We start from the raw sequence: 16475 nt of genomic DNA, 5'->3' as shown, positions 1-16475 counted from the left end.
ATTGCGCCATGCTATTACCTTGGCTAATACTTCTCCCCTTCATCGGTGGCGTGTTATGTTTGCTGTCCGAACGATTCAATAAATGGGCACCACGCTATTTGGCACTGCTTGTAATGGGGTTAACACTGCTCCTCTCTGTATTACTTTGGTTGCAGGGAAATTATTCGTTGCCTAATACGTTGGCATTACTCCAATGGCAAGCGATCTTTTTCATGCCATGGATCGCGCCATTAGGTATTAATATTGCCTTAGCCATTGATGGTTTATCATTACTAATGATAGTGTTAACGGCTATTATGGGAATTTTTTCTATATTGAGTTCGTGGAGTGAAAATCAACCTAATCAGGGTGCTTATCACTTCCATTTGATGTGGATTTTAGCCGTCGTGATGGGAATTTTCATGGCGGTGGATCTGTTTTTGTTTTTTTTCTTCTGGGAAATGATGTTGATCCCGATGTATTTCCTAATTGCTAATTGGGGACATAAAGGCTCAGAAGAACGCGCACATGTTAATGCTGCAACTAAATTTTTTATTTATACCCAAGTAAGTGGCTTGATTATGTTGCTGGCGATTGTGGCATTGGCATTGATTCATTATCAATCATCTGGTCATTGGTCATTTGCCTATCACGATCTGTTAAATACCAAAATGTCAGCGCTGACGCAGTATTTATTGATGCTGGGATTTTTTATTGCCTTTGCGGTAAAAATGCCTTTGGTACCTTTCCATGGATGGATAGCTGACGTGCAGGAACAATCCCCAACGGCCGGCTCCATTGATATTTCAGGTATCATGCTGAAAACGGCTGCTTATGGTTTATTGCGTTTCACCTTACCGCTATTTCCTGAAGCATCAATTCAATTTACCCCTATCGTCATGACGTTAGGTGTGATCAGTATATTTTATGGTGCATGGCTAGCATTTAAACAGACAGATATCAAACGTCTGGTGGCTTATAGTAGTTTGTCGCATATGGGGTTTGTTACCGTCGCCATTTATGCAGGCTCCATACTTGCTTACCAAGGAGCTGTGTTACAGATGATAGCCAATGGCTTATCAGGTGCGGCTTTGATCATTATTAGTGGCCAACTTTATGAACGTACTGGAACACGTGATATGCGCATGATGGGCGGATTATGGAAACGGATCATATGGCTGCCTGCGCTATCACTATTTTTTGCGGTTGCAACCTTAGGAATGCCGGGTACCGGAAATTTTGTCGGTGAGTTTATGATCCTATTTGGTACTTTTGGCCAATTTAAATTGGTGACCGTTATTATGGTATTCGGTGTGGTATTTGCATCTATTTATGCACTTTGGATGATGCAACAAGTTTATTATGGTGCTGCAAAATCGGAAAAAGCACTGCCTGCTTTAAATGGTCGCGAGACGCTAGTTTTATTGACATTAGCACTGTTATTAGTGGTATTAGGTTTTTATCCGCAGCCGGTGTTAGATACTTCAAAAAATGTGATGGAATCACTTCACAGTTTATATTCCATTTCATTTTCAACATTAAGGCCATAATTCGCCATGACCATAACTTTTGAACAATTGATCGCATTGTCACCACTTTTGATCGTTGTGCTATTAGTGGTGATTGTGATGTTATCTATTGTCTGGCAACGCCATCATTTAATCAATGTCACATTAACAATAACCGGTTTTATTATTGCTCTGCTATCTTGCTTGTTAATTGAAGATAGGTTGCCGATTGAAGTAACGCCATTAATCTATGTCGATAAATATTCACTTTTCTATAGCACCCTGATTTTGATTGCCGGTATTGGCACAGTAATTTATGCTTGTCGATGGCTTGCAGGGTATCCGGATAATAAAGAAGAGTTTTATTTATTACTAACTATTGCGGTAACGGGGGGGATACTGTTATCAATGGCTAATCATTTAGCAACCTTATTTATTGGTATTGAATTGATTTCATTGCCATTATTTGGCTTGGTTGGTTATGCCTTTACTCAGAAGCGTTCATTAGAAGCTAGCATTAAATATATGTTGCTATCCGCCGCCGCTTCTGCATTTTTATTGTTCGGTATGGCATTACTTTATGCTGAATCAGGCAGTTTAGCCTTTTCCAAATTGGGTTCAAGCCTAAATGAGCATATTATTCACTATCCAGTCCTTATGGTTGGGTTAGGCATGATTTTGGTTGGTATTGGTTTTAAACTCGCTTTTGTCCCATTCCAATTATGGACGCCGGATGTTTATCAAGGTGTGCCTGCACCAGTTGCGACATTTTTGGCAACTGCCAGCAAGATCGCTATTTTTGTGGTTTTAATGCGTCTACTGATGACATCACCCCTAGCAGAAAGTCAGGCATTATTGTCAGTACTCAGCGTTATTGCCATTGCTTCTATACTATTTGGTAATTTGATGGCCATTTCGCAACAGAGTATTAAGCGTCTGTTAGCCTACTCATCTATCGCCCATATGGGATATTTACTACTACCGTTAATCGCTTTACAGACTGATAGTGTTGCAGCACAAATTACAGTGTCAATCTACTTTATTGGCTATTTATTCGCTAGTTTAGGAGCTTTTGGCGTGGTAAGTATTCTATCTATTCCTTATTGTGGCGATGATAAAGACGATATTAGTGCTTATCGGGGATTATATTGGCGCCAACCGGTTCTGGCGATTATTTTAACTATCATGATGTTGTCGTTAGCTGGCATACCGATTACTTTAGGTTTTATTGGTAAATTTTATCTTATCATTAGCGCTATTAATGCCGAGCTGTGGTGGCTAACGGCTGCCGTTATTATCGGTAGTGCGATGGGTTTATACTATTATTTACGTTTTATGGCCAATCTATATAGCCGTCAGCCAGTAGCAAATAATCAATCTGACAAACAGTCAAATGTTAATTTAGCAACTTTATTTGCGCTATTGTGTGCTGTTATTACAATTTTATTGGGAATATGGCCACAACCATTGTTTGAGATTGCGGTTGCTGCCTTGGCGGAATAAATATCAGTATGTGTAAAAAACCCAGCGCTAATATCGCTGGGTTTTTTACGCTCAATGTTATTAAAAGTGAAAAAACTAACAAATGGTTTGCTAAAGATACAAATAGCAGAATAAATACGAGGTTAGCCAATTGGCTTGATAAAATGATTTATTAGCTGGTAAGTCAATAGGATAGTGATAGTGGTTAATGTTACCGAGTTTATGGCAAGTGTTCATCAATTTTTATCTAAACAACAAATCGATGCTGGAAGTGTGTGACAATATGAATTCCCTTTACCCGCTGATATCACTTTTCCTGCTTTAGATTGGTTGGCCAGTCAGCAATTTTATCCTCAATTTTATTGGTATCATCGAGATGGTCATGAAGAAGCGGTTTTACTAGATGAAGTAAAACATTTTAGCAACATTGTTGATGCTGAATAATTTTTACAGCAACAAACAGCAATACCAACCATGCGGATCTGGGGATTGAACGCTTGGCAGCCACTGCCGGATAATGAATATTATGCCGATTTTGTTGGTAATGATAGCTACTTGTTTTTACCACGAATTGAGTTTCGGCATTGTCAAGAAAAGTGGATATTGGCTATCAATATTATTGATCAACAAGATCTGCTACATGCCCTGCAATTTTTATCCAAATTGCAATCCGTTAACCTATATTGCTGATTAATAGCCGTATTAAACGAATTCTACATCTTCCTGAATATCAACAATGGCATAATTTAACCACTCAGGCAGTAGAACTGATTAATAGCGGGGGTTATGGATAAAGTTGTGATTGCCCGTCAAACGGATATTCAATTAACCAAACCGTTAAATCCGGCAAGCCTACTGTCGGCAAGTAAAGTGGTTAATGGTCAATTTTACCATTTTATGAGGTCCTTTAACGCTCAACATACCTTTTTATCATCAACCCCTGAGCGACTTTATTATCGTAAATTTCAACAACTTTACACTGAAGCATTAGCCGGAACAGTAGTTAATTCATCAGACACCATAGTCAGAAAAAACAATTCCGATTGGTTAATGCATGATGATAAAAATCAACATGAAAATTTACTGGTGGTGGAGGATATTTGCCAAAGATTGCACAATAATAGTGAAAAAATTGATGTTTCCCCACCTGATATTATTTTATTACGTAAAATTCAGCATTTGCGTCGTCTTATCCATGTGACGTTATATCATGCTAGCGATAGCGACTGTCTATACCGTTTACAGCCAACCGCTGCGGTTGCCGGTGTACCCGAGGAAAGTAGCAAATATTTTTTACAGCAAAATGAGTCTATTTGCCGCAGTTGGTACGCAGGTAGTGCCGGTTATTTATCACTAAATCAAAGTGAATTTGTGGTTTCTTTGCGTTGTGCGCATATCAATGATGATCATCTTGGCTTTATGCCGGCGCCGGTATTGTTAAGGATTTAGATCCGCTGCAAGAATGGCTTGAAGTTGAAAATAAGGCCGCAGGTTTACAAACATTACTAAATAGAGAAATATTTTGTTGTGAAAGTTGATATTAACAACAGAAATAATTTTTTAGCGTCATTTTATTGAACTGGAATAAGGAAAATCAGGTAATTTTACTTAAAATTGCTATTATTTTATTTCTTATTTCTTATTTCTTATTTCTTATTTCTTATTTCTTATTTCTTATTTCTTATTTCTTATTTCTTATTTCTTATTTCTTATTTCTGCTTTGAGTAATATATATATCGCATAGTGTTTTTAATCGTCAATGGGCGGAAGTCATTTTGGAAGCATTAACCAGAGATGGTTTAAGTCATGTTTGTATTGCGCCAGGTTCTCGCTATACGCCATTGACATTAGCAGCCGCGGCACATGTAAATTAATTTGCCATACTCACTATGATGAGCGTGGGTTAGGCGGCTTGGCTAAAGTTATTAGCAAAACCGGTGGCGGTTATTGTCACTTCTGGTACCGCAGTAGCTAACTTATATCCTGCTTTAATAGAAACCGGCTTGACCGGTGAAAATATCATTTTTTTAATCGCCGATAGACCTGCTGAATTAATTGATTGTGGTGCTAATCAGGCTATCCGACAAACGGCTATTTTTGCTGATCATTCGGCACAAACATTAGCATTGCCTAGCCAAACACAAGCTATCAATGCAATGCACAATGGTTGATGAGTACTATTGACAATGCGATGAATAATCTTTCTTACGGCACTTTGCATATCAATTGCCCATTTACTGAACCTTTATATGGTGATAGCTCAGCACAAATTGATTGGCAAAATTCACTAGCTAGTTGGTGGCAATCTTCGACACCCTGGTTGATAGGTTCTAGATCCAGCTCACTAGCATTACTTGTTGATTGGCATGTTTGGCGACAAAAAAAGGTCTCGTGATTGAGGGCAGAATGTGGCCTGATGAGGGAGAAAAAGTTGCCCTGCGGTCAGAAATACTAGGCTGGCCAGTTATTAGTGATGTTTTATCACAAACCGGGCAATCTTTACCATGCGCTGATCTCTGGTTATCTGTAACAGCGGCGAAAAACATTCTGCAAAATATAGAGCTAGTCGTCCAGTTTGGCTCAAGTTTAACCAGTAAACGTTTATTAGAATGGCAAGCACAATGCCAACCAGAGGAATATTGGATTATTGATAGCATTCCGGGTCGTTTAGATCCGACTCATCATCGTGGTAGACGGTTGGTTAGTACCGTATCTGACTGGTTAATAGCGCATCCGCCAATTAGCTGTTTGCCCTGATCGCATGCATTGACAGAAATTGTCAATAACGTTCATCGCACTGTCAATAAACAGTTTGCACAACAATTTTCAGAGGCCGCTATTGCTCATCAACTTGCACATTTGTTACCAACAGATGGGCAACTTTTTGTAGGTAATAGTTTGATTGTCAGGTTAATTGATGCCCTAGGCCAATTACCGACCAGTTATCCAATTTATAGCAATCGTGGAGCGAGTGGTATTGATGGTTTGATTGCTACGCTAGCCGGCGTGCAAGCTGCCAATGCAAAACCCACGTTGGGGATTATCGGCGATATTTCGGCGCTTTATGACTTAAATAGTCTAAATTTATTACGTGCTTGCGTGGCGCCCATGGTGTTGATTGTGGTGAATAATAATGGTGTCCAAATATTCTCTATGTTACCTACTCCTGAGATGGAAAGAGAACGTTTTTATTGCCTGCCTCATCATCTACAATTTAAGCATGCGGCCGCTATATTTGGACTATCTTACTCCTCACCATCAAATTGGCATCAGTTAAAAGATACAATCAACAATTATTGGCAGCAGGGTGGTAGAGCGTTGATGATTGAATTGTTAGTAGCCGGTCATGAAGATGCGAGAACACTCAATCAGCTTGTTAACCAGATGATGGAATTATAATGCCATATACGCGACGATATCATGAAACATGTGCTGGAACATGGTTAGTTTGGTTACATGGTCTACTTGGCAACGGCAATGAATGGCTACCTATTATAGAAAAATGCGTTAATCGTCTGTCACTTACAATTGACTTACCGGGACATGGGTGTTCACCTCACATTCAATTAACCGATTTTTCTCACGTAAGTCGGCTAATTGAGCAAGCTATTGGGGCTAATCAAATTGATAGTTACTATCTAATCGGCTATTCGTTCGGTGGCAGAATTGCTATGTATTACGGCTGTCAGTTTCAACCCACTAAATTAAAAGGCTTGATTGTTGAGGGGGCTAATGTTGGTTTAACACAGCCAACGGATCGTCTGCTACGTGTAAAGCATGATCAATCTTGGGCAAAACGCTTTCGATGTGAGCCAATGGATAGTGTCTTATCTGACTGGTATCAGCAAGCCGTTTTTGATGATTTATCTGCCGAGCAACGGCAACAATTAATTACTGAACGCGGCAATAATAGTGGTGAATATGTAGCTCATTTATTGGAAACGACTTCACTAGGTAAACAACCTTGTTTAGTAAATAAATTATTACAGCGAAACTACCCTTTCAGCTACCTCTGTGGTGAGTATGACGAAAAATTTTGCTCTATCTCACAATAATTTTCGTTACCACTTATTCGGATACCTGGGGCTGGTCACAATGCCCATCGTAGTAATCCTGTTGCTTATGCTACAGCAGAGGAGCGTTTTTTAACATTTTCTGACGGAAGGAATTGAATATGCAGTGTCTGAATGAAGAACAACTTTATGCCGCTGCCGAGTGGCATGATTATTCAGCCCAATTTGAAGATATTCTTTATCATAAAACTAAAGATGGGATTGCCAAAATTACAATCAATCGTCCACATGTTCGTAATGCATTTCGGCCATAAACCGTCAAAGAGATGATCCAGGTGTTATCCGACGCCCGCTACGATAATGCGATAGGTTGCATCATTTTAACTGGCCAGGGTGAGAAAGCCTTTTGTGCCGGCGGTGATCAGTAAATTCGTGGTGATTATGGTGGTTATTAAGATGATAATGGCGTCCACCACTTGAATATTTTAGATTTTCAACGACAAATTAGGACCTGTCCAAAGCTGATTGTTACTATGGTTGCCGGTTATGCGATCGGCGGTGGGCATGTATTACATATGATGTGTGATTTAACCATTGCTGCTGACAATGCCATATTTGGTCAAACTAGGCCTAAGGTTGGTTCATTTGATGGTGGTTGGGGAGCGTCTTATATGGCACGCATCGTTGGATAAAAAAAAGCGCGCGAAATTTGGTTCTTATGCCGTCAATATGATGCCCAGTCAGCACTAGAGATCGGATTGGTAAATCAGGTTGTACCTTATGCTGAACTGGAGCATGAAACGGTAGGCTGATGTTGTGAGATATTAAAAAATAGCCCAATGGCACTACGCTGTCTAAAAGCAGCGCTGAATGCGGATTGTGACGGCCAGGCCGGTTTACAAGAGTTAGCCGGTATAATGCAACCATGTTATTTTACATGACCTAAGAAGGTCAGGAAGGGAGAAATGATTTCAATGAAAAACGGCAACCTGATTTTTCAAGCTTCGAGCGTAATCCATAATGCGTAAGGCAGCAATATATCAATTTAGTCTACCTATGGAAGCAGGGATCGTATTAAGGCAGTAGCGATTAAAAACCCGTGATGGTTTTCTTATTCATTTACAGGAAAATGAACTCCCAAGGTTGGGGTGAAATTTCACCTTTACCCGAGTTTAGTGTAGAAACACTGGAAATGGCCAGGCAATCATTTCAAACAGGCTTACATAACTGGTGCCAGAGTGCAACAGTTAAAATGTGCCATATTCCATCAATGGCTTTTTGGCTCAGTTGTGTGCTGGCTGAATTAAAGGCTGAATTAACTGAAATAACCCATTATCCAAAAGTTCCTCTATGCACCGGCGCTTATTTTACAATTAAATGGTGCTAGCAATGAAAAAGTGGCTAAGGTTGGCCTTTATGAGTCGGTGCGGGATGGGATGGTGGTTAATTTGCTACTTGATGCGGTTCCTTTATTGCGTTTACGGTTGGATGCTAATCGAAGCTGGAATCAGTCACAAGCCGCCGTGTTTGTCAAGTATATTAAGCCAGCTAATCGCAGTAGAATTGATTTTATTGAAGAGCCTTGTAAAAAACCATGCTTGACTCATTAGCGTTTGCTCAACAAACGGGGATCACTATTGCTTGGGATGCAAGTGTGCGCGAACCTAATTTTAAACTTGAAAAACAGCCAGGTGTTAGCGTCATTATTATTAAACCTACCTTACTGGGTAGCTTAAATCACTGTAAGCAACTTATTGATGATGCCAGGGTTTTGGGATTAAATACTGTAATTAGTTCAAGTCTTGAAAGTAGTTTTGGTTTAACACAATTAGCCAGAATAGCAAGGTGGTTAATACCAGAAACCGTTCCCGGGTTAGATACCTTGTCTTTGTTCCAGACTCAACTGGTTCGTCAATGGCCTGAAAGTTCATTGCAATTAATCGGATTAAATGAATTAGAACTAATATGGCAGAATACATGATATTTAATCAATGGCCTTGGATCTATTGGGCAGAAAAATCGCCTGCTGACATTGCACTGATAACCGACAATAGACAATATAGTTGACGGCAATTGGTAGCAAAAATTAATTGCGTTACCGACAATCTCCACTGTCAGTTGCTTGCCCCCCCGAGCCGATGATTGTCATGCTAAGAGGAAAAAATAGTTTTTCTATGCTGTTATGTCAGCTGGCATTATTACAGTTAGGGGCCGCGTGTTTTACCTCTCAATCCACAACTGCCAGAGAGCACAGTAGTAGAATTAATTGCCAGTTTGTCAGTTGATTATATGATTGATTTTACTGATCAACCTTTGTTTTTGCCGAAGGTCAAATTATTAGACTATCGCGCAGTAATAGCAAAATCAGTTAATCATCGACATGGTGTTACTGGCCCGATACCTTTTATGCAATTGCTGCCGGCGACATTAATATTAACCTCGGGTTCAACCGGAATGGCGAAAGCGGTGGAGCATAATATTAGCGCTCATCTCAATAGTGCTAAAGGTGTGCTTTCGTTATTACCATTTGAACGTGAGGATTATTGGTTACTTTCTTTACCGCTTTTTCATGTCTCAGGTCAGGGGATTGTTTGGAGGTGGTTATATCGAGGAGCAAGATTAGCAATAAAAGCAACCATTTCATTACCACATGCATTACAGCAATGCAGCCACGCTTCTTTAGTACCCATTCAATTATGGTGTTTATTGAAGATAAAAGAGGTTGAGCAAAAATTTAGTTTACAAAATGTGTTACTAGGCGGTGCGATGATCCCGGATGAGCTAGTCACTACGGCTAAGCAGCATGGCATCCGCTGTTGGCTAGGCTATGGTATGACAGAAACAGCCTCAACGGTTTGCGCGAAACAAGCAGATAGTACTCTAGGAATTGGTTTACCTTTAATCGGCCAGTCTGTTCGCTTAGTGAATAATGAAATTCATATTCAGGCAGATAGTTTGGCATTAGGCTATTGGTGGCAGGGTAAAATCCTACCCTTAACATTAGTTAATGGTTGGTTTGCTAGCCGTGATAAAGATACTTTTGCGGGTGGTGAATGGTGGATCTTAGGTCGATTGGATAATCAATTTTTTAGTGGCGCGGAAGGTATTCAACCCCCCGAAGATATCGAATCGATATTGAATAGTCATCTTGATATTAAACAGAGTTTTGTCATTCTAATAGCTGATAAAGAATTTGGTCACCGTCCAGTTGCGGTCATTGAGTCTGATAATCAACAACTGGTAACCAATTTAAGTCAGTGGTTAAATCATCGGCTAGCGGCTTTTCAACGACCTATTGCTTATTATTTATTGCCTAGCATGTTAATCGATAATGCCGGCATCAAGCTTTCACGTCGCAATATAAAGCAATGGCTTTTGCAGCATCATCATAATAATAAAGTGGATTAAGATGATCTGGTGCTGGCTTTAAGGTGATAATAGATAGTAATGTAAATCCTTGGCTAAATATAATTTTTATACTGTCATCAGGGTAAAAATGATCAGGAGAGGTTTTACTCTTTCTGTTTGCTAGCAAGAAATTTTATTTATGCTGTTTTTTTTCGCCATTTTTCTAATGCTTTTTCAACTCCTTCACCATATTTAGGGTGTACCTTGCTAAATGGGTTTCAATTGAAGCTTCAACTAATTCACTGGCAATTCTATCAAACATACGTTTACGTTTACGTTTGTGTTTACTGAGCAATTCATAAAGTGCTCGTGGCTGACTGTAATAATCTTCATCTTCCCGATGATTTCAGTAATCGGGTGTTCCACATAATGTCAACGGTGGTTCTTTGAATTGAGGTTGCTCTTGAAATTGGCCCGAGCTATTTGGTTCGTAAGTAACCCCATTGCCACTATACTATTACCATTCACTCTCATGGCACCATCACGGTGGTAGTTATGAAATAGACAGTTAGCCTGTGGTTTATTTACTGGGATCTGAAAATTATTGACGCCTAACCGATAACGATGCGCGTCGCCATAAGAGAATAACCGGCCTTGTAACATTTTATCCGGTGAAAAACTAATACCTGGCATAATATTCGCTGGACTAAAGGCGGCTTGTTCCACATCAGCAAAATAGTTATCAGGATTGCGGTTTAATTGAAACTCACCAATATCTATTAATGGGTAATCTTTATTTCGCCATACTTTGGTCAAATCAAATGGATTGTAAGGCAGTTTAGCGGCATCGGCTTCAGGCATCACTTGGATTTGCAATTTCCAACGTGGATAATTTTGGCTGTTAATGGCATTAAACAGATCACGTTGTGAGCTTTCACGATCTTTGGCAATAATTTGTTCCGCTTCGTCATCCATCAAATTTTCAATACCTTGTTGGCAACGAAAATGAAATTTAACCCAGAATCGCTGATTTTTTTCATTAATAAAACTATAGGTATGGCTACCGAAACCCTGCATATGACGGTAGGATTTAGGTATACCCCGGTCACTCATATCAATAATTAATTGATGAAGAAATTCAGGTAAATGCGAGAAAAAATCCCATTTATAAGCAGGGTTACGTAAATTAGTGTGTGGATCACATTTTACCACATGATTAAAATCAGGAAATTTTAATGGCTCACGTAAATAAAAAACCGGTGTATTGTTACCCACTAAATCCGAATTACCTTCTTCGATGTAAAACTTTAAGGCAAAGCCACGAATATCTCGCTCTGCATCAGCAGCTCGCCGTTCGCCAGCCACGGTAGAAAAACGGATAAATAATTTGGTTTCTTTACCTATTTCAGAGAAGATTTTTGCCCGTGTATATTGTGGCTAATATCATGGTTAACGGTAAAAGCACCAAATGCCACAGAGCCCTTGGCATGCATACGGCGTTCAGGAATAACTTTACGATCAAAGTGAGCCAATTTTTCTAAAAACCAAACATCTTGTAATAATATCGGGCCTCTAGGGCCTGCGGTGATAACGTTATTATTATCAACGACGGGTGAGCCTGCAGTGGTAGTAAGACCTTCTTTTTTCTCCATTATTCATCTCCAGTTTTAGTTGAAATAGATAGAAAATGTAGTTAAAAACAATTAGCAGGTGTTACATGATTTTATTAATCTTATTAAAGTCATATCAAATGGATTATCTTAGCTAATAAAGTATATAGCCAATTAAAAATACCTATTACTGCGATATATCAGAGCAAAAAATGTTTTTTACAAAAAAATAATAATAATTCGAAAGAAAATGAAATATATTGTTGGTATTTTAGTAACCAGAATAATTATTAGCTTAGAATAACTATTTTAATGAAAAAAATTTTATTACCGGTAACAGTTAGATGTTTTTTATTATCAGGTCATTCTAATGCCGATTCTATCAGTGCACAAGTAGGAAAAGATTTTACTGAACTTGCCGCTGGCATTGGCAGCAAATGGGCAGGCTTAGGCATAAATGGCAATTGGGCGCGTAGCGATCATGACGGTCAGGTAGTTAGTTTGGAGGCGACTTTTGGCTTACCTTTAGGGCTGTTTACCGCTTATATTGGTGGAAAAGCTTATTATTTATCACCACAAGATAATAATAACGGTTTTGCCTTTGCGGCTGGTGTTGGTGCTAATTGGCAAATTATTCCATCGTTGGGCTTTTATATGGGGAAATTTATGGCTCACCGCGTGATTTCACTTCGGGCAATTATGCTTATTAGGAAGCGGATGTGGGTATCAAATATGAAGTGATTAAACCATTAGCGATTAATTTTGGTTATCGTTTTATTAAACTGCAAGGCAAGAGTCAGCATCCTAACAATACCATTGCAGATGGTTTTTATCTTGGGTGCAGGCGTCAATTTCTAGCTGCTTAATTGTTTGCACCATATGAATTATGGTATATTACCTTTCATTTATCTCAAAAGTGTTATCCAATAGCACTTAACATACCACTAACAATACCAATCTGAATTAAAATTATGGCAACACCACAAGTTAGCACTATTAGTAATGCGGGCGTTCCACCTTTAACCCTATAACAATTAGTTTTATTTGCTTCGATTTTTCTGACGCGCATCACCATTAAGGTTGGCAGAATGAGTGCTAAAATCGATAAAGCAACGGCTGCATAGGTTAAGGCTTGAACAAAACTACTGAAAAATAGCGCAAAAATCAGCGGTGGCAGGAAGGTTAATAATCCACTCTGTAAGCGACCAAATGGCGTATTTTTACGTTTAAACATATCGGCTAAATAGTCAAACAAACCCAGCGTAACACCTAAAAAAGAGGTCGCCAACGCCAGATCCATGAATAGGTTAACAACAATATTTACTTGTGAAGTGGCGACAATATCATTAATTGCACTCAGTAATCCGTTCAAACCAGACTGGTTGGCTAATATACCGATAAAGGTGGTTCGTGAGATAGCCCCTAAGGTGGCTATCTGCCATAAAATATAAGCGAATAGTGGGATAGCACTACCAATAATAAAAATTTTACGTAATTTATTGATATTACCATCCATATAGCTTACCAGGCTCGGAATACTACCGTGAAAGCCAAATGAAGTAAAAATGACTGGTATCGCTGATAAGGCTAATCCTTTTTCTACTGGTATAGCGGTAAGATTAATATTTTCTACGTGGGGCATCATGACGACTAGCATGATGCACAGAAAAACAATTTTTGCGATAAACAAAATGCGATTTATCAAATCGACTGAATGAGAGCCAATACAGACAATCGTACCGCCAATAATGGTGAATAAAATAATTGCAGAATTGATGTTAATATTTATACCTGTCCAAGATGAAAGGCTATTAGCGATCAAAACCCCTGTGCCACCGATATAAGCGGTCGCTAATGCATACATCAGTAGTAGCATGCTTAAACTGGTTACCACTCTTCCAGGTAAACCAAGATAACGTTTGGCAATAGAGCCTAAACCTAAATGTGCGGGGTTGTATTGATATACTTCGACTAATAATAGCGCGGTATAACTCATTAAAGCCCATAACCCAATTAGCGTAAGTGCAATCGTGGGAAAACCAACGCCTGATGAGGCAAGCGGCATTGCCAACATACCGGCACCGATTGTTGTGCCAGCAACAATTAAAATACTACCTAGTGTGAGATTTTTCACAAGTGATCCTGAGCCTTATAGCGCTAAATTTAATATGGCGGCAGAGTAAATGATTGATTATTATGTGTCAAATTAATATTGCATTTTATGGAATTTTATGTTTACGTTATCAGTTTGAACAGTAGTTAATTGAATGATGATCAGGCATAATATAAAAATTCGATTAGAGAGTGATAGTTAAGCTAGTTATATACCAATCATTGGAATTTAGTTATGAAAGAGAATATTTACGATCAGGATGATTTTTTTATTGCCTATAGCCAGTTTCCTCGTTCTGTTGATGGATTAAATGTAGCTGGTCAATGGCCAGCATTACAAAGTTTATTACCTAATTTTCAAAGTAAATCAATATTAGATTTGGGCTGTGGTTGGTTAGTTACGGTTGGCATTGTTTATATGCAGCAGAGCATGGCGCGAAAAAAGTGATTGGTACAGATATTTCGCAGAAAATGTTAAAGGTAGCAAAAGCAAAAAATCGCTTTTCTGATGTCATTGAATATCGGCAACAAGCGAAGAGGATATTCAGTTTGCTAATGCTAGCTTTGATTTGGTTGGCAGTTCTCTAGCATTACGTTATGTCGTTGATTTTGCGCAAATATGCCATAAAATATACCCTTGTTTAACTAAGAAAGGCCAGTTTATGTTTTCGATCGAACACCCAGTTGTTACCGCTCATGGTTCACAAAATTGGTGTTATGATAGTTCATGGCGCTAAGCTCTATTGGCCAGTTGATAACTATTTTAACGAAAGTGCGCGTCAGGCAGAATTCCTCGGTCATAAAGTGACTAAGTACCATAAAACCTTAACAACTTATTTAACTAGTTTATTAACAGCCGGATTTTCTATTGAGCGACTCATTGAGCCTCAGCTGGCTGATTATTTGTTAGATAAAATTGATGGCATGAGAGATGAGCTACGACATCCGATGATGTTGCTGGTGTGGTTGCTGAAAAAGCATAAACAGTCTTACTGTTAGCGCCCGCTGGTGTTATTGATTGATATCAATATCAGTGATAGGCCGGCAACCTAATATCTCATCTTTATCAATGAAAGCGATCGGTTTATGACGATATGCCACTTTTCCTTTTCGCAGACCGAACCAGGCAGTCACCACAAAAGCCTTCCCGACATTGAAATTCAATTTGAATTTTACTCTGTTCAAGAGCATCAAGTAGACTAGTATGGTTGTTCGGAATGAAAAGGGATCAGTATGCCCCGCGCGTTGCGCAGGGTAATTTTATAACTTGCCATAACGGTTATAACTCAAAGTTACCCAATTCATCGGTATCGACCTGAGCATCAATTTGCCCTACCAAGTAAGAACTTACTTCTACTTCTTGTGGGGCCGCCTGAACGTTATCAGAAACTAGCCAGGCGTTGATCCATGGGATTGTATTAGAACGAGTTTCGAAGGGTAATTTTAATCCAACCGCTTGCATGCGAATATTGGTAATATATTCGATGTATTGACATAAAATATCTTTATTAAGACCGATCATAGAACCATTCGAGAAGAGATATTCTGCCCACTCCTTTTCCTGTTCGGCGGCTTGCACAAACAATTTGTAACACGCTTCTTCACACTCTTTGGCAATAATAGCCATTTCAGGATCATCTTGACCAGAACGCATCAGATTTAACATATGTTGGGTGCCTGTGAGATGCAAAGCTTCATCACGGGCAATCAATTTAATAATTTTAGCGTTTCCTTCCATCAATTGACGTTCAGCAAAGGCAAATGAGCAAGCGAAGCTGACATAAAAACGAATAGCTTCTAATGCATTAACGCTCATCAAACATAAATAGAGCTGCTTTTTCAAATCGTGTAAAGAAATAATGACATTTTTGCCATTAATTGTATGATTGTCCTCACCTAACATATGGTAATAGCTGGTCATCTCAATTAAATCGTCATAATAAGTGGAAATATCTTTTGCCCGCTTTAAAATTTCGTCATTAGTTACAATATCGTCAAAAATGATTGATGGGTCATTAACAATGTTACGAATAATATGAGTATAAGAGCGCGAATGAATAGTTTCGGAAAATGACCAGGTTTCTATCCAGGTTTCAAGTTCAGGAATTGAAATAAGAGGCAGTAGTGCCACGTTAGGACTACGTCCTTGAATAGAGTCTAATAGTGTTTGATATTTTAAGTTACTGATAAAAATGTGTTTTTCATGTTCAGGTAGCGCTTGATAATCAATACGATCACGAGAAACATCAATTTCTTCTGGGCGCCAGAAAAAAGAGAGTTGTTTTTCAATTAGCTGCTCGAAAATAGGATATTTTTGCTGATCATAACGGGCAACGTTGACAGGCTGTCCAAAGAACATCGGTTCTTGCAATTGATCGTTTTTGGTTTGCGAAAATGTTGTATATTGGTATTCCATACGTCCT

At 38.9% G+C, this 16475-nt stretch carries 17 protein-coding genes and 4 pseudogenes; 16 read left to right on the top strand and 5 right to left on the bottom strand.

Annotation, left to right across the window (positions count from 1 at the left end):
• The first annotated feature begins 8 nt into the window (after positions 1–8).
• The 10 genes and pseudogenes from nuoM (at position 9) to ARADI_RS05470 (ending at position 10390) form a co-directional block, all read left to right on the top strand.
• Positions 9–1529: an NADH-quinone oxidoreductase subunit M gene (gene nuoM, locus ARADI_RS05505; protein ID WP_119711390.1), complete on the top strand. Its 1521-nt coding sequence runs from the start codon at positions 9–11 to the stop codon at positions 1527–1529.
• 6 nt (positions 1530–1535) lie between these two features.
• Positions 1536–2990 (top strand): NADH-quinone oxidoreductase subunit NuoN, encoded by a 1455-nt coding sequence (nuoN, locus tag ARADI_RS05500; protein WP_119711389.1) that lies wholly within the window; start codon positions 1536–1538, stop codon positions 2988–2990.
• Between the two features lie 453 nt (positions 2991–3443).
• Entirely contained in the window at positions 3444–3659 is a 216-nt protein-coding gene (locus ARADI_RS17465) for a hypothetical protein (RefSeq protein WP_238149151.1), read from the top strand.
• A gap of 96 nt (positions 3660–3755) precedes the next feature.
• Positions 3756–4418 carry a chorismate-binding protein gene (locus tag ARADI_RS17460; RefSeq protein WP_238149150.1) on the top strand — a complete coding sequence of 221 codons (663 nt, stop codon included), beginning with the start codon at positions 3756–3758 and terminating at the stop codon, positions 4416–4418.
• A 284-nt stretch (positions 4419–4702) separates the two neighbouring features.
• A pseudogene (gene menD, locus ARADI_RS05490) lies at positions 4703–6368 on the top strand (2-succinyl-5-enolpyruvyl-6-hydroxy-3-cyclohexene-1-carboxylic-acid synthase).
• The gene (menH, locus tag ARADI_RS05485) at positions 6368–7024 is read left to right on the top strand and encodes a 2-succinyl-6-hydroxy-2,4-cyclohexadiene-1-carboxylate synthase (protein WP_238149149.1); all 657 of its coding nucleotides are present in this window, start codon (positions 6368–6370) and stop codon (positions 7022–7024) included. Before menD ends, menH begins: the two are co-directional and overlap by 1 nt.
• 119 nt (positions 7025–7143) lie before the next feature.
• Positions 7144–8003, top strand: a pseudogene (gene menB / locus ARADI_RS05480) (1,4-dihydroxy-2-naphthoyl-CoA synthase).
• A gap of 92 nt (positions 8004–8095) precedes the next feature.
• Positions 8096–8963 (top strand): annotated as a pseudogene (gene menC / locus ARADI_RS05475) (o-succinylbenzoate synthase).
• A gap of 109 nt (positions 8964–9072) precedes the next feature.
• Positions 9073–9267 carry a hypothetical protein gene (locus ARADI_RS20715; RefSeq protein ID WP_369406940.1) on the top strand — a complete coding sequence of 65 codons (195 nt, stop codon included), beginning with the start codon at positions 9073–9075 and terminating at the stop codon, positions 9265–9267.
• Positions 9221–10390 (top strand): AMP-binding protein, encoded by a 1170-nt coding sequence (locus ARADI_RS05470; RefSeq protein ID WP_369406977.1) that lies wholly within the window; start codon positions 9221–9223, stop codon positions 10388–10390. Before ARADI_RS20715 ends, ARADI_RS05470 begins: the two co-directional genes overlap by 47 nt.
• A 137-nt stretch (positions 10391–10527) precedes the next feature.
• Here the strand turns inward: ARADI_RS05470 and ARADI_RS05465 are convergent.
• Positions 10528–11982: pseudogene (locus tag ARADI_RS05465) on the bottom strand (catalase).
• 270 nt (positions 11983–12252) lie between these two features.
• Between ARADI_RS05465 and ARADI_RS05460 the strand changes: the two are divergent.
• Complete coding sequence (locus tag ARADI_RS05460; protein ID WP_369406939.1) at positions 12253–12681, top strand: YfaZ family outer membrane protein; 429 nt, start codon at positions 12253–12255, stop codon at positions 12679–12681.
• The gene (locus ARADI_RS20710) at positions 12660–12806 is read left to right on the top strand and encodes a YfaZ family outer membrane protein (protein ID WP_369406938.1); all 147 of its coding nucleotides are present in this window, start codon (positions 12660–12662) and stop codon (positions 12804–12806) included. The genes ARADI_RS05460 and ARADI_RS20710 overlap by 22 nt, the downstream gene beginning before the upstream one ends.
• Before the next feature lie 53 nt (positions 12807–12859).
• On the opposite strand, the gene tyrP is transcribed toward ARADI_RS20710, so the two are convergent.
• Positions 12860–14014 carry a tyrosine transporter TyrP gene (gene tyrP, locus ARADI_RS05455; protein WP_439647076.1) on the bottom strand — a complete coding sequence of 385 codons (1155 nt, stop codon included), beginning with the start codon at positions 14012–14014 and terminating at the stop codon, positions 12860–12862.
• A gap of 273 nt (positions 14015–14287) precedes the next feature.
• Between tyrP and ARADI_RS21595 the strand changes: the two genes are divergently transcribed.
• Genes ARADI_RS21595 through ARADI_RS21580 form a run of 4 tightly spaced genes read left to right on the top strand, consistent with a single transcriptional unit; the run spans position 14288 to position 15051 of the window.
• The gene (locus ARADI_RS21595; protein ID WP_238149148.1) at positions 14288–14500 is read left to right on the top strand and encodes a hypothetical protein; all 213 of its coding nucleotides are present in this window, start codon (positions 14288–14290) and stop codon (positions 14498–14500) included.
• Positions 14497–14640, top strand: coding sequence for a class I SAM-dependent methyltransferase (locus ARADI_RS21590; protein ID WP_255420614.1), 144 nt, complete (start codon positions 14497–14499; stop codon positions 14638–14640). The genes ARADI_RS21595 and ARADI_RS21590 overlap by 4 nt, the downstream gene beginning before the upstream one ends.
• Positions 14622–14789: a hypothetical protein gene (locus ARADI_RS21585; protein ID WP_255420613.1), complete on the top strand. Its 168-nt coding sequence runs from the start codon at positions 14622–14624 to the stop codon at positions 14787–14789. Before ARADI_RS21590 ends, ARADI_RS21585 begins: the two co-directional genes overlap by 19 nt.
• Complete coding sequence (locus ARADI_RS21580; RefSeq protein ID WP_238149147.1) at positions 14770–15051, top strand: hypothetical protein; 282 nt, start codon at positions 14770–14772, stop codon at positions 15049–15051. Before ARADI_RS21585 ends, ARADI_RS21580 begins: the two co-directional genes overlap by 20 nt.
• 12 nt (positions 15052–15063) lie before the next feature.
• On the opposite strand, the gene ARADI_RS20700 is transcribed toward ARADI_RS21580, so the two are convergent.
• Genes ARADI_RS20700 through nrdB form a run of 3 tightly spaced genes read right to left on the bottom strand, consistent with a single transcriptional unit; the run spans position 15064 to position 16468 of the window.
• On the bottom strand, positions 15064–15186 hold the full coding sequence (locus tag ARADI_RS20700) for a 2Fe-2S iron-sulfur cluster-binding family protein (protein ID WP_369406937.1): 123 nt from the start codon (positions 15184–15186) through the stop codon (positions 15064–15066).
• Positions 15137–15271, bottom strand: coding sequence for a 2Fe-2S iron-sulfur cluster-binding protein (locus ARADI_RS20695; RefSeq protein WP_369406976.1), 135 nt, complete (start codon positions 15269–15271; stop codon positions 15137–15139). The genes ARADI_RS20700 and ARADI_RS20695 overlap by 50 nt, the downstream gene beginning before the upstream one ends.
• 60 nt (positions 15272–15331) lie before the next feature.
• Positions 15332–16468: a class Ia ribonucleoside-diphosphate reductase subunit beta gene (nrdB, locus tag ARADI_RS05440; RefSeq protein WP_119711387.1), complete on the bottom strand. Its 1137-nt coding sequence runs from the start codon at positions 16466–16468 to the stop codon at positions 15332–15334.
• Positions 16469–16475 lie beyond the last annotated feature (7 nt).

Source organism: Arsenophonus endosymbiont of Aleurodicus floccissimus (assembly GCF_900343025.1).
Classification (GTDB): domain Bacteria; phylum Pseudomonadota; class Gammaproteobacteria; order Enterobacterales; family Enterobacteriaceae; genus Arsenophonus.
The sequence above is the reverse complement of the archived record's forward strand: the minus strand, read 5'-3'. Positions and strand labels throughout refer to the sequence as shown.